Below are 23,122 nucleotides of genomic sequence, written 5' to 3' on the forward strand. Positions count from 1 at the left end.
GGTCTAATTCGGGAGCATCCACTTTCGGCAAATAGCCCTAGGCTAAGGCGCACACTACGCGAACAGACTGAAGTCTGGGGCTATACAAACAAAACCCGCGCAGGTGGGTTTTGAGATAGTCCATGTGTGCGCCAAACGCACACGCGGACTTGGTTTGTGTGCAAAATGAACTGCGATTTCCAATCGCCTGGTATATCTTCCAAAAGTGGATGCTCTCTCGAATTCTCTGATTGAAGCCTGACGGGACGCTTGCGCGAACGTTCCGCTATCGTTCCACTCGTAATGATAATTTAAATGAGCTAAAAAGTTTGAAAGCCTTGTAGATATTACTTTTGTGTACACTTTAGCTTTTTTATGGGGCAGGGTGGTTTCATACGAAAAAAGAAAAACCTATAAGTGTTGATTTTTCGTTTTGTAGCCGAGATTTTGACCCCTCTCCAAACCTCTCCCCCACGGGGCGAGAGGCTTTGAAAGCTAGGTTTATTTGTTCTCTGGTTGTATGAAACCGCCTTGCTGTAGCTTTTTTGATGGAAGGAGCAAAACGATACAGCCCCTCTCCAGATTGGAGAAGGGCTAAAGGAAAGGTTATCCCAGGATGTCTGAGTAGGTGTTTTAGAGAATCAGGAACAGACTGATTAGCTGTTCCCTGTTCTTAACAACTATGCTTCTGGCACTTCTTGGGAGAACTTTTTATGAATTGTTTTGGATTTTTCCCCATCAGCAGCAACCGCCGTCATCAGATAGTCAATCAAGTTTTCTGAGAAGGGAACGCGGAGGTGGAATGTGCCATCTGGTTTAAGGGCGATGGGGTTACCAGCAATATTGACAGTTGCATTGGGTTCGGTTGCACCGTGGATGATTAACTCTGCATCGGCGACAAACCAGAAATCGCGTTGGGGGCGGCTGAAGATGCGAACCGCAGTAGAACGGGCAATTGTCACCCAACCATCGCCTTCTGTAGCATAACCGAGTTCAATCATATAGTCGCGATCGCTCGTGGGAATTGCCACATAGCGGTCATGGGTAATTTCTTCGCATTCATACTGCTGAATCAATTGGGGCTGCTGATAACTCATATCGATATCAGTAGCATCATAAAGCCGCAATGCTAATTGCAAGATGCCAGCGTTTTGCAGCATTTGTTTGCGAGTCTCGGAAAGTTCCCAAGCAGCATAAGCCCACTTAGGTGTGCGTGATGTCAAGGTAATACTGCTATTGTCTATTGGTGAGGGCGATGGCTGATCTAACGTTAGTAGATGTTCATCTTCTGTATAGAGTGGGCTGAAGACACGCACAATGGGAGAACGAGCAATGCTAACCCAGCGATCGCCCACAATCAGGTAGCCAATTTCTGCAATGTAATCATGATCGGCTATAGGAATACCCACAGAGCTTGCAGATGTGGCGAAATCAAATTCGTACTGCTGGACTAATTGCGGTTGCTGATAACTCATGTCAATGTTGGTGACATCATAAAGCCGCAAAGCCAATTGGAATATTCCCGCATTTTGCAGCATTTGCTTGCTAGTGTCGGAAATATGCCAAGCAATATCGGCTAATTGATGAGAGCTAGGTGTCAAAGTTACAGTGCTAGTTTCATCAACTAACACCACATTGGCAGCTTTAGGATTGGTATAAGCACTGCCAAAGACACGCGCAATCTGAGAATGAGCCAGCGTTACCCAGCCGTTATCTGCGGTTTCATAACCAATTGCTGCAATGTAATCGCGTTCAGTTTGAGGAATCGCCACCGAGCCACCCGATGTGGTGAGTTCACATTCATATTGCTGCACCAAGTGGGGCTGCTGATAGCTCATGTCAATATCGGTGACATCATAAAGCCGCAAAATAAATTGTGATAACCCAGCATTGTGAATTATTTGCTGACCAGTTGCGGAAATTTCCCAAGTCACATCAGCTAGATCATGAGTTTTTGGTGTGAGAATGACACTGCTGTGAGGGTCGGCGATCGCTAAAATTTCTGTTGTGGTAGTAGTTGGTATTTGCCCTGCTGATTCTGGTGGATTAATCCCCGACCAGTCTCCCATCCCTGCACCTGGTAAACTTTCTGAATTGGTCACAATCAACTCCTCTGTTGGTTCTAGCTCAGGTTCTGCTGCATCTGCTACAAAATTCAATTTCTCTATTTCCGGGTCTAATTGCGAGTCTTGTTCTGTGACATCTTCAGTCAGTTCAAAACCCCAATCATCCTCATCTATTGAGTTTTCGGGAATTTCTGGCAAGTCGAGAGTTGCGTTTGTCTCTGTCTCAGTCTGATTAACTGCTGCTACTGGCGTAATTTCTGGAGGAACTTCGACTGTTGCAGGGGTCGCCTCTAGCTGATCAGATATTGTTGATGATTCTGAATTAGCGGTTGTTTTCGACCTATCTATCATAGGTGGATAGGAAGTATTGACCACTGCGGCTGGTGCTTCCATATCCCACGGTGATATGCCGAGATCGTAACCATTGTCTTCAGCTTGATGGTTTTCTGAGTTTTTGCCGACAATAATTGAACCGATCACGGCTCCTGTACCAATGGCTACGGCTGCATCGGTTGTTGAAGCTGGGATAGTACCTTCCAGGACGTTAGCACCATTGTAAGAACCATTGCCGTTAGCCCAATTAGTCGGAGAAACTTCTGCTACAGGTTCGCTGATAGCAGTGGTTTCCATTGCTGGGGCTATTTCTGGTGCAGGTGGCTGAGGATTTGCTGGTGGGAGGTCTTCTGCTGTTGGGGAACCCGATGGACTAGTTCTAATCATCCACAACAACAATCCAGCGATGACACCTACTGGTAATAGCAACCACCACAGCGGTATTTGTCCTTGAGCAATGGGATTATTTGCAGCGGGCGGTACTGGTTGCTGTTCGCCTGTTGCAGCTGGGGCGGTGGAAGTTGATGGTTGCTGTTCGCCTGTTGTTGTAGCTGGGGCGATGGCAGCAGGTGGTTGCTGTGGTGCTGTTGCAGTCGGGGCTGTGGTTGCGACTGGTACTGCTGTCGTAAAGGGAGAAACACTAGCTTGAGGTGTGGCTTCTGGCGGCGATGGGGGGTTGACAGCTAACAACAGGGTAGGAGATTCGCCTTTGGCGATCGCATCTGCTTCTTCTGTTCTAGCTGTTTCTATAGCTTGTTTTCCTGGTTTTGCTAAAGCAAAGCCGAGAAAACCTGCGACAGCGGGGCTAGGATTCTTTTTATAAACGTAAACTAAAGGTTGAGAGAAAGGATATTTCGGATCATTGGGTAAGGCTTGATGTAATTGCAGTACCCGCACTCCAGGTAATTTGCTGATTTGATTGACTCTGGCGTAACTAATGCCATCTTTGCCGAGTTGTTTGACAATTTCGGCAGTGTTGTCTTCAGTTAATTTAGTAGCTGTATCACTTGTAGCAAATTTTGCAGCCTTAAATACTGGGTAGTTGTTGAGGGCTTGGCGGGTATCACTAGTATCTGGGCGATCAATTACTCTAATTTTGCCTGCTGTCCCTCCCAACTGTGACCAATCAGTCACACTTTTACCTCGGAAAATTCTGGCAAATTGTTTATCAGTTAAACTGCCTTTAAAAGGATTTTCTTCACCAACGATGATGGCAATTTTCTCACGGTGTAAGCGGACTTGTTCTAAACCTTGGGCTTTTTCTTCGGGAGTTAAACCACGCCCAATGGCCGCTATATCAGTTTTTCCCTCAAGTACAGCTTTAATTGCCGCATCTGTACCGTTGTTAGCCACTTCTACTTTTGTGCCAGCAAACTGTTTCTCAAAACCTGCTTTGAGGTTTTGGTTGATCAGCGCCAAACTACTGGAACCATCAACACGCACCGTAGATCCATTCTCCACTGTTTGTGGCAGTGAGAAAGAGGGAGTGTCAGTGGCAGATTGTGCCAACACTGATGTTGACACAAACATAGTCGCTGCCATAGGGGTGGTAGCTAAAGCTAACGTTAATGCCAGGTTGACGATCGCACTATCTTTTTTTTGTTGTTGCCCCATATACTCCTAATCCAAGGTACAGAAAACAGCGAACCGGCCAGTCCTCAATGTGATTTTGTTATCCAGGAGGAGACGCGCTAATTATACATCTGGTGTCAAGTTTCTTTTAAAATTATGTAATCTACGTATACGAATCTATACTGTGTTTTACTTTATCTTGACTTTTGCCATTATTCATGTGCTGTTTAGTTTTTTCAACCATTGAATAGCTGACATACTCTAAAATCTAAATTATTTCTTGTTGTCGATGTCGATGTAGTTAACACATTTATTACCAATTAGCCCAGGATTATTTCACAAAAATATACACGCCAAGGAGAAAATAGGCGAGAGGAAAAATTAAATATTATTACCACTCAAGACTCAGTACTTACTCTCCACTGCCTGATAAATAACAATGACAATCAGGCTTCTCAATTAAAGACTCAACCAAAGCATTCAGGGTAGTTGCAGCCAGTAAACCACCACCCAAAGTGCCTTCAATGGTAATGGCGGGAATTTCTAGTTGCAGCAGTTGGCGTTTGGCGGCGGGAGCATGGCTAAAGCCGATAGGCATTCCAATCACTAGGGCGGGTTGAATTTTCTGCTCTTTGATGGCGGTACAGGCGGCGAGGAGAACAGAAGGCGCATAACCAATGACGAAAATGCAGCCATTGGCAACTTGCTGTAATTTTTCTTGCCATTCTTGATGTTGCCAAAATTCCTGCTCGGCTGCTGTGGCGGTGGTGATATGGGGATTATTAATTAAAGTCGTGACGCGACAGCCCAAGTGAGCTAATCTAGTTTGATCTAAAGCTGCTGCCACGGTGGGAATGTCGACAAAAATCTCACAATTGGCAGATAATGCGTGACGACTAACAGCGATCGCCCCACCACGCACTCTGACAAAGGATGCTAAACTCACATCACCACAGGCTAAAATCAACTGGGAAATTAGGTGTTGTTCAATTTCCGAACGGTGAGATAAATCAGGTAGCAAACGTTGTAAAGATTCGGCAAATGCTTCTGAGTGGGTATGTACCTCTGCATCTAAACCACTCCAAAGTTGTTCCAATCCACCTAAGCCAATTTGGGTTTCGACTTCTAACAATTTCAGTTGGGCGAGGACTTCCGCCTGCATAATTTGACAATGGCGATCGCGTCCTAATAATCCTTCTAAGGCTGAGGCTGTTTGTCGTAGTTGGGCAATTTGCTGCATAATAGCCCAATACTGTTTTTGTAATTGTGCGGTGAGATTTTCGGTTTCTGGTTCCGTCTCCAAAATATTGCGGATGTGGTTGAGTTGGAACCCTTGCTGCTTCAGCGCCACAATCCTTTGTAGCCGAATCACATCTTGTTCTGTGTAGAGACGATAGTTACTGGGCGATCGCACTGGTTGCGGCAATAGCCCCAATTGATGATAATGTCGTACCATCCGAGGAGTTATTCCACCGCCAACCGCCTCCGTAAGTTCTTTAATTGTCAAGTCACAAGTTTTCATGTAAGTGTAATACAACCTTTCTCTTGTAGGATAAACTTTCTAGTCCATCCCAAGAGAACTTAACGCCGTGTACAACTTTTTCTCAAACCTAACCGCCAAACCATTCCCTACAAGGGAAGTGAAGCAAGAATCAAAGCCTCTCCCCGTTGCGGGGAGAGGTTTGGAGAGGGGTTTCAAAAATAAGTCGCACATCGCGTAACTTAGGAACTGATGGGCAAAATTAAGGGCGGGTAGCCCCGCCCAATTAGCTAAAATCCTTGCAACTGTTTCTCCATCACCCATGCAGCATGGAACCCATAAGGGACACGTTGGGGAATTAGCACCCGCGCTACAGGTTCAGCAGTAATATCTTGAGCATTCATCACCAACAATTCGGAGGTATTGGCGGTCTCATCGTGAACAAAAGTCATCAACCAGCCATCATCTTCAGCAGTGGCGTTGGGGCGTGGTGCAAATACAGACTCACCGCCATAACGTCCTTGCCCAAATAGATTAATTTGGGATGTACCACTCTGAAAATCGTATTTCATTACGCCTTCAAACAACGGTACGGGAGTAGGTGCGCTTTTATTAACATAGCCATAGCGAGTTTGTCGCCCTAAGAAATTCTCATTGACGCGAGGAAATTCCCCGGCGTGATCATCTAACCTCGACTCAGACACAGCCCCGGTATTTAGGTTAAACCGCCATTGATGCAGTCGGGGAATGTTAGCATCTGGGTCTTCAGTACCATTAAAACCTAACACTGAAGTAGAACTCATCCGACAGGCTATGAGGACGACTTCATCACCCTGTTCATAAGCGTTCAGGGTATGAAACACATAGCAAGCCGGACTCTCAAACCAGCGAATCTTGCTGTTATCGCCGTGACGTGGGAGAATGCCAAAACGACTGGGGCGATCGCACTCAAACATAATCATTGGTTTTCCCTGTTGTATCCGTTCTGGGCGAATAGTCAGGGGTAAATCCATAAAAATGGTGTAATTTTCTGTGATGGCGAAATCGTGCATCATCACAGGTGCTGGAATTTCAATGGGTACAGTCCATAACAATTCACCTGCGGCGGAAACTATGCCGTATTGCAAATATGGCGGCATAAATGAATAGCCAAAGAATACCATTTCACCCGTAATTGGGTCTACTTTGGGATGGGCAGTGAAAGCAGACGTTAGTTTGCCGTTATATGTATACTCACCAATTGTTTTTAACTCAGGAACCTGAATTGCATGAGGCGCACCAGCTTCCCACACGGCTAATAACTGCCCGTCATGCCAAACTAAGGCTGTATTAGCAGTATTGCTCGATATCGGAGGATGAACAGCCTGTGGTGGTTCTAGTAGCCCAGTGAAAATCGCTTTACCTGTGTCATGTTCTGCTTGCCATTTTTGCGTCTGCACATAGCGATTGCGATAAACAGCTTTACCTTCACTAATTCTCACACCGTGCAGCATCCCATCGCCATCAAACCAGTGATACTGACCAATGGGGGAGTATTGAGGGTTAGGGCCATTCCGCACAAACATTCCTGACAGTTCAGGCGGGAGTTCACCAATTACTTGCAGGTTTTCTGCCGTAATTTCTTCTTGAACTGGCGCAAAGTTGCCATCGAGATATGGATTTACCAAGGTTGTACTCATAATGTTGTTTATGAAACTCTGTGAATTTACCAGACTACTTAATCTAATGATGACAATATAGCGTTTCTCGTTTTAGTGAGGTAGAACAAGGTGTTCAGTAGGTTTGGATCAGCACTACTTAAGTAAATAGGGTGCGTTAACAGTGTTAGCGCACCCTACAAAAATTAATAGATTTTTGACAAAAGTAGATATATCTCAATAAAACCTACAAATGCAAACCTATGAAATATTGATAATTGCCTCAGCGTTGATACTTTGAGTAAATAGCTACGCTCCGAATATATACTTATTATTTAAATTTATGATTGTTGATGTCCCTTAGCATCGCATTCTTTATGCCAACACCTTTTGAGCAATCCAATCCGCCAGCTATGGGCGAATCGCTGGGGATTTAATTCTAATTGAGAATCACGGCTAAATAAGGGTTGGTTGAGATACTGCCAAAGGGGAAATTTAATTTTGGTGTGTTTTTCTGCCATAGTATGAGGAACAAAGGAAATATATATAAGCGATCGCGTTATAGCAGTAGTGGAAATTTTTACTAGAAATCGCCACTTACTGATTTTCTAGTTAAAGATGACATGATAAGTATTCAATTGTCCTGGTGACAATTGCGGAATTTTACGTAAAGTTTTCTGTCCAGGTCGTTAGACTCAAAATGATCCTCAAAGTTCCTAAAGCTTAATAGTGCTTGGTTGTAACTGTAGTGTCTGGCAGTTGTACTGAGTTCGCTGCTCATATAAGTGGCTCTTTTTGATAACTGCATCCTTCTATTTAACTTGTCAGTAAAAGCTAGATTACAGACTTCTCACAAAAGTGTGTAAAAATTTACAGTTGCAACACATTTATATATTCTAAAACCAACACTTGAGTTAACATTTCTGCTATTGCTTTTGTGTATTTTGTGTGGGGAGTAGTCAAAAATAAATATGGCAACAGTTATTAGTCAGCAGAGTGCGGAGAATTTAGTTGTCACTGCCGAGCAATTTGTCATTCAGGGTAACGTTAAGAGTGTGGCAACATTTGGCAGCGGTAATATCAATGACACTTTTTTGGTGACTCTGGATGCTGCAACAGCACAGCATTTTGTCTTACAACGCATCAATACCCAAGTATTTCGTCAACCGCAACTGATTATGCGGAATATGCGGATTTTGAGCGATCATGTTTATCAGCGTTTGCAAAATACACCCCTCAACCGTCGCTGGGAATTACCACGGGTATTGTCAACTAAGGATGCTCAAGATTATTGCATTGATGCTGATGGCTCTTTTTGGCGGGCAATTAGCTTTATTCCCGACTCACAGTCCTTTGATACAATGCCAAACATCGGCTATGCCACAGAAATTGGCTATGCCTTGGGGATGTTTCACAATTTGATTAGCGATTTACCACCAGAAAAATTTGCCGATACCCTGGCAGGTTTCCATATTACGCCGCTTTATCTGTATGATTATCAAGAAGTTTTCGCAAACACCACGCCGCAATCATCGCCTGAAGTTAATTATTGCTTGCAGTTCGTCAGCGATCGCACCACTTCTGCACATATCCTCGAAAATGCCAAAGCTCAAGGCCAATTACCATTACGCTTAATGCACGGCGATCCTAAAATTAACAATGTGCTGTTTGATACGGCAACTCAACAAGCTGTCAGTGTGATTGACCTAGATACTGTGAAGCCAGGTTTGGTACATTACGACATTGGTGACTGTTTACGTTCTGGTTGCAATCCGGCGGGGGAAGAAACTGAGCAGTGGGATAGTGTTTATTTTGATACGGATTTATGTCAGGGAATTTTACAAGGTTATCTGGCGGTAGCGAAGGCGTTTTTGACGGAGAATGATTACGCCTATATTTACGATGGTATTCGTTTGATTGCTTTTGAATTAGGATTGCGATTTTTTACGGATTACTTAGCTGGGAATGTTTACTTTAAAGTCAAGTACCCAGAACATAATTTAGCACGGGCGATCGTTCAGTTTAAACTCACCGAAAGTATCGAAGCCCAAGCAAGCCAGATTCGCAAAATTATTCAAGATATGCAATGAACGAGCAGAAATTCACGTTGCAACCTTTTAAATCTGACAATTTGCTCCCGGATGTGCAAATTATAGGTAATATCGCCCGAAATGATCATAAACTTACTATTAATTACAACCTACTCGGCAATTTAACAGAAATTATCATTGCTTCACCATCAGATACACCAACCCGAAAAGATGCACTCTGGGAAGATACCTGCTTTGAGTTCTTTGTGGGTATTAAAGACTCAGAACGGTATTGGGAATTTAACCTTTCCCCCGCTGGCCATTGGAATGTATATCGTTTTGATGGCTATCGTCAAGGAATGCAAGCAGAAACAGCTTTGACAACTCTGCCGTTCTATGTTGAACATCAGGATGATATTTTCAACCTGATTTTAGATGTGGATTTGGCTAAAATTGTGCCATCAGAGCCAGCGATTGATGTCGCAATTACGACTGTGGTGAAACAAAAAAATCATCAAATATATTACTGGGCATTAGCTCATACGGGCGCTGAAGCGGATTTTCACTTGCGTGATAGTTTTTTAATTCGGTTATGAATTAGACACAGAAAGAAATTCCCAAATGCTATGAGGGGTCAAACCCCTCAAGGGACTAACCCCGCAGTCAAAATTAAACTAGCAAAAATACAATTTTAGTAATCGATTACTTTGTTCAGGGTTTTATAGGCTATAAATTAAAGCGATCGCTACCACGGAACTGCGATCGCTTTTTATTTTTGAATAAGTCCAGCAATAGCAGCAATTAATTTTACCGGATCAGCAGGTTTGGCAATATGCAGTTGAAATCCGGCGGCGAAAACTAGCTGTTGTGTTGTCTCAGCGGCGTAAGCTGTCAGGGCGATGGCAGGAATTTTGCCACCTTGATGAGTAGGTAGCGATCGCAGTTTGCGAATTAAAGCATAACCATCAACATCTGGCATACCCAAATCACTTAACAGTAAATCTGGCAGGGACTGTACTATAGATTCAAGGGCTGCATGGGCGGAATTTGCTGCGGTGACAATTGCTCCTTGCTGTTCCAAAAAAAATGCCAGAAACTCTCGTGTATCCGCATCATCATCTACCACTAATACCTTGATGCCTTCTAGCGGTAGAGAAAGCATGGCTAATGGATAAGAATTTCCAGGTACTTTGGTTTCTTCTGTGGCTAATTCTCGATTTTGTGGCTGGGCTGGTAAGCAAACTGTAAATGTTGCGCCTTGCTCTTCTCCAGGACTTTCTGCCCAAACTCTACCACCATGTAACTCTACTAGCTGGCGAACAATGGCTAAACCCAGCCCTAATCCGCCTGATCTCCTGGTGATGCTACTATCGGCTTGACGGAAATACTCAAAAACGTGAGGCAAAAACTCAGGACTAATACCTTTACCTGTATCCTGAATTTGGATTTGGACTTGGGAGTCAATCTGTTGTAAGTCAACAGTCACCTGTCCACCATCTGGGGTAAATTTGACAGCGTTAGATAGCAAATTCCACACAACTTGTTGTAAGCGACCGCTATCACCTTTTACCTGCCCTATTGTCGCATCAAGATGCAGGTGAATTTGAATTGATTTGGCTTCTGCGGCTAATTGCACTGTTTCTAAGGCAGATTCAATCGTAGCAGTGAGATTAACATTTTCTAAATTCAGTGATAACTTACCGCGCAGAATCCGAGAGATATCTAATAAATCATCAATCAATTGCACCTGTAACTCTGCATTCCGTTCAATTGTCTCTAAGGCGCGATCGGTGGCGGCTTCGTTTAAGTTGCGTTTCCGTAATAACTTTGCCCAGCCCAATATCGGATGTAGGGGCGATCGCAGTTCATGAGACACTATCGCCAGAAATTCATCTTTAATGCGGTTAGCAGCTTCGGCGGCTTCTTTGGCTTGTTGGCGTTCTTCTGCTACAGCTAAGGCCTGATCTCGTAAGTTCTTGTATTCTTGCACTCTGAAGGTTAAATCTGTCACATCTTGAATGGAAAACAGTGCATAGAATCCATCTCCATCTAATGACGGTACAGCAGTAACTGTTGTGTGTTGAATGCGATATTTATCTTGTGGTAGCGCTACAGGAATGACATATTTATGCAATTGTGAAGAAAATATTGTTGGCGGTCCACCTTCAAAAATTTGCTTTAACCGGATAGCATAGCGGGGTTGATTCAGATGGGGAAAATACTCATCAATTGAGCTACCTAAAATATTATGTCTGGAGATTTTTGTCCATTCCTCTAAACAGCAGTTCCAAAATAAAACGGTGTAATCTGAATGTAGAACAAAAGCTCCCAAAGGAATTTGGTCTAACAGGTTAAATTTTTCCTGGGCTTGCTCAATTTTGTTCATCTTCTCACACTATTTTTAATTGGTGCTGATCAAACTAACTGGAATTTTCTCATAATATAGCCATCCTAAATGAGTTATGAAATTACTCGTTGAGGTAGGGAACAAGGAACAGAAAATTAAAGATATACAAATTTACTTTGCTTCTGCACACATAATTTAAAAGTTTTACACAGCAATCTCTTTGTTAATTGCTTTAATTAAAGCATCAAATGTCCCTACTTCAAAAATTAAAATAATATCCCCAATCAATTCTAATTGTTCAATAGCAAACCGTGCTTGTGCTAGTAATATTTTAGTTGTATTATTGGCATTATCAGATAATAATAAATTCTCAATTTTATCTTCTAAATACACAGGTATTGTGTAATTCATGCGTTGTTTTAATACATTACTAATTGAACCCATTACTCCATTAATTACAATATTACCTATTTCGCTCAGAGTGCCAATTTTCACTGCATCTAAATCAGCCGAACCTGCCTCTTCTCCAGTCAGAACTGCCACTAATGTTGATGCACTTTCTGTCGGAAAAATTAATCCCGCAGTCCCGTAAAAAGAGCCTGTAAAATTCAACTTGACAGATGATAAACTAGCATCATGAAATCGGTTTGCTAATTCTTGATAAGCTTGTGTAGCAGTCAAGACTTTGACAAAGGGAATTTCTAAACGAATGTGAGAATCTACCATTTCATTCAGTAGACTGGCGGCTCGACCAACTCCAATATTAATTAATTCTTGTAAAGCATCTAGTTGATCTACTGTCACATTCATAGGATGTTTATTCCTTTGTATTTATAGCTTGCTGAACCACTTCGCGCAATTGTTGTTCTTTTGGTGGTTTATTGATAAAGTTAACTGCTCCTAAGTTATAGCTTTGATTACGTGCGCCTTCTTGAATATCTGCCGAAATGATGATTGTGGGAATTTTTAACCCTTCATCTTGTAAAGCTTGGAGAAATTCAAATCCATTCATATCTGGCATAAGTAAATCAGCCAATACGCAATTAGGCTGATGTTTGTGAACTATTTCTAATCCTTCACGCCCATTAGTTGCTTCTAATATTTCATAACCATCGGCTTGCAGAAACTTGCGAATCATTCTCCGCGAAAAGGCTGCATCGTCAATAATTAACACTAAGCTCATCAGGTCAACCCTAAAAATTTATTTGGTGATATTTACTTATTTTAGATTGGTGATTTCGTCTATAAATGTTGTTAAATAAAACGCAGAATATCGAAATTAAATTTAATTTATATATAATTTAATTTTATATTTTTTCAACAAAAGCAACATCCTCTCAAAATATATATACCGCTGAAACTATAATGCTACTTTTGGGATAGTTTTGTCAAACTGATTAGGTTTTGGCAATATGATCTCTAGTTGACTGGGCTTGCCGTAGCCAATGTAAGACGGTGGTATGGTGAATGTCTGTAACGCGTTCAATTTCCCGTAGGCTCATACCTTTAAAATACATTTTCAAGCAAAGTTGCTTGATATCGTTTGAATAGCTCCAAGAATGGTAAGATTCGAGAAACTGGCGGCTACACTGTTTACATTTGTAGCATTGTCGGTTTTTACGACGACCATTCTTAAAAACTTGAGTTGAATGGCAACGAGGACATTGCATTTCTCACATTTTGGTCATTAGGGATAATCATTATCTTTTCAGCATTAACTACTGTGAACATCTTTCTAGAGAAATATATCTGTTGGTTTTAAAAATATTAAAATTAAGACAAAAGATATAAATTTATAGCCGATAAATCTAATGGAGTTCACAGACATTGACAACGATGATATAGAAGCATTTCTCTTGGAAAGCAATGAGAGTTTATCAGAAATTGAAAGGGACATCATTGAGCTTGAGAAAGCATCTGTCAATCGAGAAGCTTTAGATCGGATTTATCGCTCGCTCCATACACTTAAAGGGAACTGTGGATTTTTGCCATTTCCCAAGTTAGAGTCACTAGCTCATGCGGGAGAGAGTTTAATTTCAAGTTTGCGTGATAGTGCAAAGCAATCATTGGTTAACAGCGATCGCAACTTTACAGTCACACCACAAATTATCAGCACCTTACTGCAAGCAGTAGATAGCATCCGTCAGCTGCTATTTCAGATTAAAACCACAAAACATGAGGGTAGTGATGACTACTCTACACTTATTCATGCTTTAGCGAAATTAGAACAAACTCAAGAAGTAGTTAGTGTATTGCAATCATTCCCAGCACCCCAACTTGCTGAACTGACAGAAGCCACAATCACAAGCTCAGAATCAGCTTATATTCGCGTGAATGTGAGTTTGCTAGATCAGATGATGAACCTAGTAGGTGAACTGGTTTTAAGCCGGAATCAAGTGATGGTATTTTCCCAGAAACATCAGAATAGTAGCTTTAGGGCGACTTGTCAACGCCTAAACTTGATTACATCTCAGTTGCAAGAAGGAGTGATGAAAACTCGATTGCAACCAATCAGTACTATTTGGCAAAAATTCCCGCGAGTAATTCGAGATTTAGCGATCGCACATGGTAAACAAGTTGCAGTAGAAATGCAAGGTGCAGAGACAGAAGTCGATAAAAGTATTATTGAAGCGATTAAAGATCCCTTAACTCATTTAGTCCGCAACTGTATTGATCATGGCATTGAATTGCCAACCGAGCGCAGTGCTGCTGGGAAACAAACCACAGGAAAGATATTTTTGCAAGCCTTTTATGAAAATAGCAAAGTCAACATTGAAATAGGTGACGATGGACGCGGTTTATCTCCAGCACAACTCAAAATGCGGGCGCAGCAACTAGGTTTAGTGAATTCTGCACAAATAGAAACGATGAGTGATGCAGAAGCTATAAACTTAATTTTTTTACCAGGATTTTCCACCTCCCAACAAGTGACAAACCTTTCTGGGCGGGGTGTGGGGATGGATATTGTCAAAAGTAATATTGATAAAATTAACGGCAGCATTGAAATTGATAGTCAGCCGGGAACAGGAACCATCTTTAAACTGAAAATTCCCCTGACATTAACAATTATCCCAGCCTTAATTGTGAACAGTAATGGCGATCGCTATGCCATTCCCCAAGCCAGCCTCAAAGAATTAGTCCGCTTAGAGCCAGAACAAGCACACCAGCAAATTGAAATATTTTACGATGTACCCGTATATCCCCTGCGAGGAAATCTCATCCCCTTGATTTACCTCAACCAAGTCCTACACCCGTCCAACTCACTCCCCACTTCTCACTCTCAAATTACCCTAGTAGTTATCCAAGCCGACAACTACCAATTTGGGCTGGTTGTCGATGCAGTTGAAGACATTGAAGATATCGTTGTCAAACCTTTAGGAAAACAATTAAAAGCCCTATCTCTATTTGCGGGAGCCACAATTATGGGCGATGGCAGAGTAGCATTGATTATCGATGCTGTAAATTTGGCAAAACAGGCGGGAATGCCTGAAAAACAACAACTGTTGGCGAATATTTCTGGTGCAAATATCACCACAGAACTAGAAGAGCGTCAGTTAATTTTACTGTTTCAAGGAACTCAAGGCGCATTGATGGGGATTCCTATAGCGATCGCTTTTCGGTTAGAAGAAATTCAGCGTTCTGCTGTTGAAAAAGTAGGTAATCAAGATGTTGTGCGGTCTTCTGGCAGAATTTTGCCTTTAATTGACCTAAAAAACATCTTTCCTGGCGATACACAGCCTAGTCAGCAAACCGAGACACTACAATTAGTGATTGTCTCTCCCAACGCAGAACTCAGTGTGGGTTTAGTAGTGGAGCGCATTCTTGATATTGTAGAAGAACCACTGACAATTAAAGGTATACCTAGTAGACCAGGAGTTTTGTTTTGTGCTGTAATTCAAGGGCAAATCACAGAAATATTGGATGTTGAGGCTGTGATTGAGATTGCTAACCCTTATTTGTTGCAAGTGAGCGATCGTGGCTGAACAACAACTCTGCACTTTTTGGTTAAATAAAATTTACTTTGGCATTGATGTGCGGCAAGTTCAAGAAGTGATTCGTCCCCAAGCCATAACTCGTGTACCTTTAACACCGCCAGATATTTGTGGATTAATTAACTTGCGCGGCCAAATTATTACTGTCATCGATTTACAGCAGCGATTAGATATGGGTGAGTCAGCTAGGCAAAACACTGAGCTAGAAGCACCTCAGGGGTTTAATATCGTTGTATGTTCTGATCATCATGAAGTAGTCAGTTTACTTGTTGATGATGTTGGAGATGTTTTAGAATTTCCCGAAAACACCTTTCAACCTCCACCCGCAACTCTAAAAGGTAGAATGCGTCAGATACTGGCGGGAGCTTACCCAATTGCAGAAGGATTTTTGTTAGTTGTTGACACTGAAAAAATTCTCAACGTTAAAGTCATTTAGGAGTTATTGACAATGGCTACAAATAGGTCTGGGAAAACAGCTAACTCTCAATCTCCCACAGAAAATGGTGCAGAAACAACCAAAAACAATCAAAATACAACAGACATTCAACTAAAACCTTTATTAGCAGCATTAAAAGCCGCCAAAAATGGTGATTTTACCGTTCGTTTAGCAGTTGAGGATAATGGTTTAAGTGAAATTGCCACAGTTTTTAATGAATGGGTGAGTTTGAACCAAAATGTCAACAACGAAGTGGCTCGTATCGCTTCGGAAATTGGTACAGAGGGAAATTTAGGTTCTCAAGCCGTGGTCAAAGGTGCTAAAGGCTCTTGGCAAGAATTACTCAACAACGTCAATCAAATGTCTGCAAATATCTCAGAGCAGATTAAAAGTATTCGAGAAGTTACCCTAGTTGTTGCTCAAGGAAATTTGTCTCAGCACATCGAAGCCGATAACGCCGGAGAATTTAAACAACTGACCGATAATGCTAATCAGATGATTAGCCGTCTGCGGTCTTCTATCAGACAAATGGCAGATGTCGCCACAGCAGTTGCATCTTCAGCGGAAGAACTCACCGCAGTCAGCAAAGAAATGACAGAAAATGCCAAACAAACTTCCGAACAGGCAAATTCCGCCTCAGCTTCAGCAGAACAAGTCAATCAAAATAGCATCACAGTTGTCACAGCTGTCGAAGAAATGAACGCCAGCATTCGAGAAATTGCTAAAACTGTGGCAGAAGGGGCGAAAGTCGCAAATCAAGCTGTCAAAACGGCCGATCGCACTAATGAGACAATAGATAAGCTCGGTCAAAGTAGCTCAGAAATTGGCAAAGTCATTAAAGTTATTACATCCATTGCCCAACAAACAAACTTACTCGCACTCAACGCCACCATTGAAGCCGCTAGAGCCGGTGACGCAGGGAGAGGATTTGCTGTCGTCGCCAATGAAGTTAAAGAATTAGCCAAGCAAACAGCCAACGCCACTGAAGATATTAGTCAACGCATTGAAGCGATTCAAACTGATACTCAAGGTGCAATGGCTGCCATTAGCCAAATTACTGACATCATCAACCAAATTAACGACCTGCAAAGCACCATCGCCAGCGCTGTCGAAGAACAAACCGCAACCACAAATGAAATTGCCCGAAATATAGCCGAAGCTGCCCAAGGTACCACAGATATTGCCAAAAGTATTGGCATTGTCGCCCTAAATGCTCAAACTACCACCATTGGAGCCAGTAATACCTCAGCCGCAGCTGCGGAATTAGCCCGGATGGCTGTAGATTTGCAAAAGGTTGTTACGCAGTTTAAGTATTGATAGAGAGTTGGTAGCCAGGAGTAGAAAACTTTGTCTACTCTCCGCGCGACGGACACTTTGACGGCAGTTGCTACAACGAACGCGCTGCCTCCTCTGCGTGAAACATTAAATTCTTGTGCTTGAAACTTGACCATGCCAAAAATTCGGGTATTAGTTGTGGATGATGCGGTGTTGGTTCGCAGTCGTGTCAGTAAGATTTTATCCAGCGATCCGCAACTAGAGGTAGTCGGAGTTGCCGCCAATGGTCGCATTGCCTTAGCCAAAATTCCACAAGTCAATCCTGATGTTGTCCTCTTAGATGTGGAAATGCCAGAAATGAACGGTTTGGAAACTTTGGCCGCCCTCAGACCAATTTATCCACACCTGCCGGTGATTATGTTCAGTACATCTACCCGCGCTGGCGCAACTGCTACCATAGAAGCTCTCTCTTTAGGTGCTTCAGATTACGCCACAAAACCGAGTAATCTGGGGAGTGTAGAGGCTGCTAACCAACATATCCGCCAAGAATTAATTCCCAAAATTAAATTATTTGGTGCAGGAATTCCGGCGTTTTCGTCCTTAAATGCGATGATCGCCAATGCTGTTGTTCTTCCTACCCCGAAAAAAACAGCACCAGTTGATGTGGTCGCCATTGGGGTTTCTACTGGGGGGCCGAACGCTCTCGCTACACTGCTGAGTGAAATCCCCGGTGATTTTTCTGTTCCTATTCTGATTGTGCAACACATGCCGCCGATGTTTACAAAGCTACTCGCCGAAAGATTATCTTCTAAGTGTCAAATTCCTGTAGAGGAAGCAGTTGCAGGAGTTCCCTTAAAAGCGGGAAAAGCGTGGTTAGCACCGGGGGATTTTCATCTGATTGTGCAGCGTGAAGGAAATCAGGTGTGCCTAGCTGTTCATCAAGCACCCCCAGAAAATTCTTGTCGCCCTTCCGTGGATGTACTGTTGCGTTCAGTAGCTCAAGTTTATGGTGCAGGGGCGATCGCGGTGATTCTTACGGGTATGGGTCAAGATGGATTGCATGGCTGTCAATGTATCCGAGAAGTTGGCGGACAAGTATTGGCACAAGACGAATCTAGTAGTGTAGTCTGGGGAATGCCTGGTTTTGTCGTCAATGCCGGACTAGCAGATCGGATTGTTCCCCTTGAGCAAATGGCAGGTGAAATTATGCAGCGCATCCATCCTGTTCAAAGGTCGGGTCTGTAATGAAACAGACAATGGTTATTACTACTTCGGATTTTGACTATTTGCGGCAATTAGTTTATCAGCATTCAGCAGTAGTGTTAGATAGTGATAAAACTTATTTGGCAGAGTTATATTTGCAGCCCATTGCTGAAGCCGCAGGATTCACCACAATTACGAATTTAATTGCTTACCTGCGGCATCAACCATTGAATAATTTGCATATTCAAACAATTGAGGCATTAGTTACTAACGAAACTTCATTTTTTCGGGATACATATCCTTTTGAAGCATTGAAACAACTGGTTCTGCCAGAGTTGATTAAAAAACGACGCATTGAGCGATCTCTCAATATCTGGTGCGCTGCCTGTTCTCATGGACAAGAACCTTATAGTATTGCTATGCTGATTCGTGAGCATTTTCCGCTATTGGCTAATTGGTCTTTAAAAATTATTGCTAGTGACTTTTCTAGTAAAGTTTTAGCTCGTGCCAAGGAAGGGCGTTATAACCAATTAGAAATTAAGCGTGGTCTACCTAAAAATTTGCGCGAAAGGTATTTTAAATTATTAAATAATGAATGGCAAATTCACGAGGAAATTCGTCAAATAATAGACTTTCAACAAATAAATCTTGTTGATTCTTGGTCATTTTTACCTAATATTGATATTATTTTTCTTCGCAATGTGTTAATTTATTTTGATATAGCTACTAAGAAAGATTTACTCACCAAAGTGAAACAGCAATTAAACCCAGATGGTTACTTATTTCTGGGTAGTGGAGAAACTACAATTAATCTTCATGAATCATTTGAGCGAGTGCAATTTGACAAGAGTATTTTCTATCGATTGCGTCCAGTCACTTCAGATATCGCACCGAGAAAGTGAGCATTAATTAAGTCTCGTATCTCGGTTGCGCTTGTAGTCAAGCTATAGCAATAGCCAAGGTGATTCAGAGATAGACACTAAAAGGTTTTTATCCTGTCACCTGTCACCTGTCCCCTTTGACTTGCTATACATCTAAACCATGTGTTGCAAACGCGACAAACGCTCTGAATAATTTTTGATTACATGCAGTGCAAACATCGGTGTTTCCTGAACAGCGAAGAGAAATCGTCTTTCATCTAGGGAAACAAGTTGGCATTTTGTTTTGGCGATCGCTGTATAAGTCCGATTTTTGATACCTACAAGTACTCCTGTACCAAAAACATCGCCAGACGTAATTGTCTCGACAACTTTATTGTTTACTAATATATTTATTTCTCCCTCAATAATGCCAAACATAAAATCACCTGGCTGTCCTTCTTCAAAGATGATTTGATCTGCTGCATATATTAGAGGGTTAGCTTGTTTTTGAAATATGTTAATTGTAATGACTGGATTTAACAACATTAGAGCAACACCAAAATCATGTGTGAGCGATAAAATAAACCAATGAATTATACTACTTTATTTTGATATTGTCGCAACAAGCTCAATAGATGTTAATGAGTTTCCTGCTAAATATAATAGTGAATAATTTATTTTATAAGTTTTGGATATCTATTACTTTGGATACTGGTGGTTTAGGTATTTTTAGCCTTTTTTGCTCATTATTAACTGTTTTTCTTGACTAAAGACGAATTGCTAATGACGGATGAAGAAATCTTTTAATATCGCTAAAATCATTTGCAAGTCAAGATTTTAGCTAGGTGTTGAATATGGGACGTGTGTCTGATTTTGTGTTAATGGCTTTTTGCACTACAGTTTGGTATTTACTGGGAATCGTATCAGCGATCGCCACACCCCGGATGCAGGTTAGAGAACCAAATCAAAGCCGTAAAACTCAGAATTTTTTGCCAAAGAATGATTGCTTATTTAATGCGCGATCGCCTTATATTCAATGTGCTGTGAATCCGACTGAAGTGTGTGGTCAATGTATTTATTTTGTGGAATATGAAGAATGGGAATATAATTCGTAATTAGCTAATGTAGGCTTTGCCAAGCCAACTTTATTGATGTTTCTCTACCCTCATACGATTCTTGAAATCAAATGAGGGTGCTATATTGACCGATAGAATTAATCAGTAACTAATCCAGATTTTAGGGTAAAGTAAGCAGCGCAAAACCGACCGCCATCAGGATGTTTGAGTACCGCTTTTCCTAGATAAAAATCCTCATCAATCTGGACTAATTGGTCTACCAAGTCACGAATCAAGAATTGAGGATTATCAGGTAAATCAAAATTCAAGCGCAAAACTTCAATATCTGGCTCTAATAAACATTTGTCCCGCGATGTTTGGAATTTGAAAGCCAGTGTTCGACCTCGACTATCTGCAATATAACCATTATAAAAAGGCCAGATGATGCGTCCTAGTAATAAGCCATCATTGGTAAAAATATTATCTCCCATATTGGTATTAGCATCAAAGGTTTTACCTTCCCAAGGCAGCCACATTTTAGTGATAATATCTAACCAACTATCTAAAACTGGATGGAAATTAGCGGTCAGAAACTCACCCCAGTAGCGACCGTTTAAAGTGGGATTTGGGACTCTACCTTGGCGGTAAATCTTATCTAAGGCTGCAATTCCACCTTTTTGGTCATATTTTAACTGTCTTCTAGCTACTTCAAGTTCTTCACGTAAATTAATGTTGAGTTGCTGATCAGTATTCATGAGTAGCCTCACTGAGTTTAGTTGATTTCTGAGAGCTAGGATTTACGCAATCAAGTAAATTTAACTATTTAGACGCAATCAAGTAACTGCTTCTATTATGACAATTAGCAACGTAAGATTCAGCCGTCAGGAACAGACACTCGCGTGTGCGGCTTTCCTGACTTAAGAGAACTGCGTCTAAAATTAAGAATTTTCCTGAGTTGCTAACACCAATAATCATCAGGTTCAGACCTACTTACGCACTACATTTTTAATTTTTGCCAATTTGGCAAACAAATTGTGGTGAATACTGATATTGTTTGTATTGTGCAAGGGGTGTACCAGAAGTTGTCCTGACTTAATTGTTTGGACAACTTCTCCAAAAAAATCATCAGTTGGAAATCCTCTGGGGAATGAACTGGTTACTCAGACAGTACACAACAGGAAACCAGAAAAGGGGTTTTAACCTTGTCCACTGTTGCAATCCAAAATTTCACAACCAAGTATTAAGCAGGAATTTTGAGTCTAGAGATTCAAAGTAGTACAGATAAACTTACTACACAACCCAGCCAGAAAATTCTAACCCTTGACATCTGGTGCAGAGTTTTAAGTAAGGTTAATAAATGATAAAAATTGGATTAAAAATTTAGCATCCACATACATAATTTGCAACAAAATCTTACTGCTGAGGAAAAATTGATGGTTTTTAGAAAGTTTTAAGAGTTATTATCGATCGCAAGGAATAAATTAACAACTTGTAAAAAACCGAATCAATGTAGTGAACTACCCCAGCGTTGACATTTCGGAACAAAGGAGTCCCATAAATTTAGTTGGTGATATGGGACAAGCGGTGCAAATTTCCATTCATGCACCTAGCCAATATATCTGTGCCAACTGCGAACACATATTACCAGATTGGAAACAACAACCTTTATTTTGGGTGGTAATTGTCTTGCAGCGATCGCAACATTATTTAGTCAAAAGCACAACAGAAATTGAGTCAGAGAAACAACGCTTACGACAAAAGTTTATGCGGTTCGGCTGTGACGTGGCTTTTGATCTGCGCGATCGCGGCTATCTCGCAGACTTAATTGATCCGCGTACTGGCTATCCGTTACTGTCCCGTCCTGGTGCTATGCCCCATAATGATACAGCTGTAGTGAAAGCCTTACTTGGCTATCCAGTCATTAAAAATAAATGCTGTATGCTAGTTCATCCTGTTTGGGGTACAGCAGTTTATCCTAGTGTTTTAATATCAATCGCACCCCCAGCACTCATCGAATTTGTCACGAAAGAAGTCGCAGGTAAGCATGGATGGGAAGAACGAATAGAAGTCTGAAAGAATAGTTATTATGAGCTACTAATGTGGTGAGGCTAAAGTTTACAGATATAGCAGAAGGGAGGAGGCAGAAGGCAGGAGGAAAAGTCTTACTATACCTTGCATTCAAGCTTTCAAACTGTCCTAACATATCTGACTACCGCTATAAAATATAAGTTATTTATTCTTATTAGCACTCCGAAACTCCCAAGGGTTGGTAAATTTGCTATCACTCCAAACTCCTAGTTTTTGTTGCTGTGCTTTTGTTTCAGCTTGTTGAACTAAATCTTTACTGGGACATTTATTGAGATAAGGACGATATACCTTAGCTAAACCTTCTCTTAATAAGACTTCTTGGACAAACGTACCATCTTTTAAACGGACTTCAGCCACTTTTCTTTGATAGCGATCAGTATCTGTGATATTCAGAATTACGCGATCGCCTGATTGTTTTACGAGTTGCTGTAAGCGTGCTTGTGCTTTTTCACCCCAGTTAAATTGATTGCGATCGCTAACGCGGCTACTGTTCCTTTCTTTTTGCGAATGAGGTACTTCTGGCGCATCTACACAAGCAAAACGCACATTAAATTTATTACCTTTAGCATCTTTAATTGCTAAAGTATCACCATCGCTAACTCGTTCAACCAAATCTCCAGAAGCACCAAAAAATTTATCACAACCTGCTACACCTACAACTATGATGGTTGCACTTAGCCAAGTTACTAGTTGTTTTGTCAGTTTCTGCATTCTATTTCATCTAACTTGTTAAATAAAAAGACTCCGCGTAACTTTGTCTTGAAAAGTT

19 protein-coding genes and 1 pseudogene are annotated in these 23,122 nt (G+C 41.5%); 9 read left to right on the forward strand and 11 right to left on the reverse strand.

The genetic code is table 11. From position 1 onward, the window contains the following. Positions 1 to 659 precede the first annotated feature (659 nt). From AC504W_RS08770 to AC504W_RS08785, 4 genes are all read right to left on the reverse strand, one after another. Positions 660 to 3,992 carry a DUF4912 domain-containing protein gene (locus AC504W_RS08770; RefSeq protein ID WP_494877398.1) on the reverse strand — a complete coding sequence of 1,111 codons (3,333 nt, stop codon included), beginning with the start codon at positions 3,990 to 3,992 and terminating at the stop codon, positions 660 to 662. A 370-nt stretch (positions 3,993 to 4,362) separates the two neighbouring features. Then, entirely contained in the window at positions 4,363 to 5,472 is a 1,110-nt protein-coding gene (locus AC504W_RS08775; RefSeq protein ID WP_494877399.1) for a precorrin-8X methylmutase, read from the reverse strand. A gap of 248 nt (positions 5,473 to 5,720) precedes the next feature. Then, complete coding sequence (locus AC504W_RS08780) at positions 5,721 to 7,109, reverse strand: carotenoid oxygenase family protein (protein WP_494877400.1); 1,389 nt, start codon at positions 7,107 to 7,109, stop codon at positions 5,721 to 5,723. Positions 7,110 to 7,408: 299 nt separating this feature from the next. Then, entirely contained in the window at positions 7,409 to 7,588 is a 180-nt protein-coding gene (locus AC504W_RS08785; RefSeq protein WP_187308112.1) for a hypothetical protein, read from the reverse strand. Between the two features lie 450 nt (positions 7,589 to 8,038). On the opposite strand from AC504W_RS08785, the gene AC504W_RS08790 reads away from it, so the two are divergent. Both AC504W_RS08790 and AC504W_RS08795 read left to right on the forward strand, forming a co-directional pair. Then, the gene (locus tag AC504W_RS08790) at positions 8,039 to 9,157 is read left to right on the forward strand and encodes a phosphotransferase enzyme family protein (RefSeq protein WP_494877402.1); all 1,119 of its coding nucleotides are present in this window, start codon (positions 8,039 to 8,041) and stop codon (positions 9,155 to 9,157) included. Then, positions 9,154 to 9,693, forward strand: coding sequence for a DOMON-like domain-containing protein (locus tag AC504W_RS08795; protein WP_494877403.1), 540 nt, complete (start codon positions 9,154 to 9,156; stop codon positions 9,691 to 9,693). The genes AC504W_RS08790 and AC504W_RS08795 overlap by 4 nt, the downstream gene beginning before the upstream one ends. A gap of 173 nt (positions 9,694 to 9,866) precedes the next feature. On the opposite strand, the gene AC504W_RS08800 is transcribed toward AC504W_RS08795, so the two are convergent. From AC504W_RS08800 to AC504W_RS08815, 4 genes and pseudogenes are all read right to left on the reverse strand, one after another. Beyond that, entirely contained in the window at positions 9,867 to 11,483 is a 1,617-nt protein-coding gene (locus AC504W_RS08800) for a hybrid sensor histidine kinase/response regulator (protein WP_494877404.1), read from the reverse strand. A 165-nt stretch (positions 11,484 to 11,648) separates the two neighbouring features. After that, complete coding sequence (locus AC504W_RS08805; RefSeq protein WP_494877405.1) at positions 11,649 to 12,254, reverse strand: chemotaxis protein CheC; 606 nt, start codon at positions 12,252 to 12,254, stop codon at positions 11,649 to 11,651. Positions 12,255 to 12,261: 7 nt separating this feature from the next. Further along, on the reverse strand, positions 12,262 to 12,627 hold the full coding sequence (locus AC504W_RS08810) for a response regulator (RefSeq protein ID WP_015111408.1): 366 nt from the start codon (positions 12,625 to 12,627) through the stop codon (positions 12,262 to 12,264). A 430-nt stretch (positions 12,628 to 13,057) separates the two neighbouring features. Further along, positions 13,058 to 13,114, reverse strand: a pseudogene (locus AC504W_RS08815) (IS1 family transposase); the annotation flags it as partial. A gap of 141 nt (positions 13,115 to 13,255) precedes the next feature. On the opposite strand from AC504W_RS08815, the gene AC504W_RS08820 reads away from it, so the two are divergent. From AC504W_RS08820 to AC504W_RS08840, 5 genes are all read left to right on the forward strand, one after another. Then, positions 13,256 to 15,427 carry a chemotaxis protein CheA gene (locus AC504W_RS08820; protein ID WP_494877407.1) on the forward strand — a complete coding sequence of 724 codons (2,172 nt, stop codon included), beginning with the start codon at positions 13,256 to 13,258 and terminating at the stop codon, positions 15,425 to 15,427. Then, on the forward strand, positions 15,420 to 15,872 hold the full coding sequence (locus AC504W_RS08825; protein ID WP_494877408.1) for a chemotaxis protein CheW: 453 nt from the start codon (positions 15,420 to 15,422) through the stop codon (positions 15,870 to 15,872). Before AC504W_RS08820 ends, AC504W_RS08825 begins: the two co-directional genes overlap by 8 nt. A 12-nt stretch (positions 15,873 to 15,884) precedes the next feature. Next, the gene (locus tag AC504W_RS08830; protein WP_494877410.1) at positions 15,885 to 17,189 is read left to right on the forward strand and encodes a methyl-accepting chemotaxis protein; all 1,305 of its coding nucleotides are present in this window, start codon (positions 15,885 to 15,887) and stop codon (positions 17,187 to 17,189) included. A gap of 132 nt (positions 17,190 to 17,321) precedes the next feature. Next, on the forward strand, positions 17,322 to 18,392 hold the full coding sequence (locus AC504W_RS08835) for a protein-glutamate methylesterase/protein-glutamine glutaminase (RefSeq protein ID WP_494877411.1): 1,071 nt from the start codon (positions 17,322 to 17,324) through the stop codon (positions 18,390 to 18,392). Beyond that, on the forward strand, positions 18,392 to 19,252 hold the full coding sequence (locus tag AC504W_RS08840; protein WP_494877413.1) for a CheR family methyltransferase: 861 nt from the start codon (positions 18,392 to 18,394) through the stop codon (positions 19,250 to 19,252). Before AC504W_RS08835 ends, AC504W_RS08840 begins: the two co-directional genes overlap by 1 nt. A 132-nt stretch (positions 19,253 to 19,384) precedes the next feature. Here the strand turns inward: AC504W_RS08840 and AC504W_RS08845 are convergent, their stop codons facing one another. Beyond that, positions 19,385 to 19,753, reverse strand: a complete 369-nt coding sequence (locus AC504W_RS08845) for a cyclic nucleotide-binding domain-containing protein (RefSeq protein WP_494878611.1) — start codon at positions 19,751 to 19,753, stop codon at positions 19,385 to 19,387. Positions 19,754 to 20,064: 311 nt separating this feature from the next. Between AC504W_RS08845 and AC504W_RS08850 the strand changes: the two genes are divergently transcribed. Continuing rightward, positions 20,065 to 20,325, forward strand: coding sequence for a DUF6464 family protein (locus AC504W_RS08850; RefSeq protein ID WP_494877415.1), 261 nt, complete (start codon positions 20,065 to 20,067; stop codon positions 20,323 to 20,325). A 98-nt stretch (positions 20,326 to 20,423) separates the two neighbouring features. Here the strand turns inward: AC504W_RS08850 and AC504W_RS08855 are convergent, their stop codons facing one another. Continuing rightward, entirely contained in the window at positions 20,424 to 21,020 is a 597-nt protein-coding gene (locus AC504W_RS08855) for a hypothetical protein (RefSeq protein ID WP_494877416.1), read from the reverse strand. A 757-nt stretch (positions 21,021 to 21,777) separates the two neighbouring features. On the opposite strand from AC504W_RS08855, the gene AC504W_RS08860 reads away from it, so the two are divergent. After that, positions 21,778 to 22,338, forward strand: coding sequence for a methylmalonic aciduria and homocystinuria type D protein (locus AC504W_RS08860; RefSeq protein ID WP_494877417.1), 561 nt, complete (start codon positions 21,778 to 21,780; stop codon positions 22,336 to 22,338). Positions 22,339 to 22,494: 156 nt separating this feature from the next. On the opposite strand, the gene AC504W_RS08865 is transcribed toward AC504W_RS08860, so the two are convergent. Beyond that, a complete protein-coding gene (locus AC504W_RS08865) occupies positions 22,495 to 23,064 on the reverse strand; it encodes a thermonuclease family protein (protein WP_494877419.1) in 570 nt (189 codons plus the stop codon). Positions 23,065 to 23,122 lie beyond the last annotated feature (58 nt).

The organism is Nostoc sp. C96 (genome assembly GCF_059384975.1).

Coding starts and splice junctions, on each gene's coding strand:
- AC504W_RS08770 (WP_494877398.1), bottom strand. CDS start 3,992: ATGGGGCAACAACAAAAAAAAGATAGTGCGATCGTCAACCTGGCATTA.
- AC504W_RS08775 (WP_494877399.1), bottom strand. CDS start 5,472: ATGAAAACTTGTGACTTGACAATTAAAGAACTTACGGAGGCGGTTGGC.
- AC504W_RS08780 (WP_494877400.1), bottom strand. CDS start 7,109: ATGAGTACAACCTTGGTAAATCCATATCTCGATGGCAACTTTGCGCCA.
- AC504W_RS08785 (WP_187308112.1), bottom strand. CDS start 7,588: ATGGCAGAAAAACACACCAAAATTAAATTTCCCCTTTGGCAGTATCTC.
- AC504W_RS08790 (WP_494877402.1), top strand. CDS start 8,039: ATGGCAACAGTTATTAGTCAGCAGAGTGCGGAGAATTTAGTTGTCACT.
- AC504W_RS08795 (WP_494877403.1), top strand. CDS start 9,154: ATGAACGAGCAGAAATTCACGTTGCAACCTTTTAAATCTGACAATTTG.
- AC504W_RS08800 (WP_494877404.1), bottom strand. CDS start 11,483: ATGAACAAAATTGAGCAAGCCCAGGAAAAATTTAACCTGTTAGACCAA.
- AC504W_RS08805 (WP_494877405.1), bottom strand. CDS start 12,254: ATGAATGTGACAGTAGATCAACTAGATGCTTTACAAGAATTAATTAAT.
- AC504W_RS08810 (WP_015111408.1), bottom strand. CDS start 12,627: ATGAGCTTAGTGTTAATTATTGACGATGCAGCCTTTTCGCGGAGAATG.
- AC504W_RS08820 (WP_494877407.1), top strand. CDS start 13,256: ATGGAGTTCACAGACATTGACAACGATGATATAGAAGCATTTCTCTTG.
- AC504W_RS08830 (WP_494877410.1), top strand. CDS start 15,885: ATGGCTACAAATAGGTCTGGGAAAACAGCTAACTCTCAATCTCCCACA.
- AC504W_RS08835 (WP_494877411.1), top strand. CDS start 17,322: ATGCCAAAAATTCGGGTATTAGTTGTGGATGATGCGGTGTTGGTTCGC.
- AC504W_RS08840 (WP_494877413.1), top strand. CDS start 18,392: ATGAAACAGACAATGGTTATTACTACTTCGGATTTTGACTATTTGCGG.
- AC504W_RS08850 (WP_494877415.1), top strand. CDS start 20,065: ATGGGACGTGTGTCTGATTTTGTGTTAATGGCTTTTTGCACTACAGTT.
- AC504W_RS08855 (WP_494877416.1), bottom strand. CDS start 21,020: ATGAATACTGATCAGCAACTCAACATTAATTTACGTGAAGAACTTGAA.
- AC504W_RS08865 (WP_494877419.1), bottom strand. CDS start 23,064: ATGCAGAAACTGACAAAACAACTAGTAACTTGGCTAAGTGCAACCATC.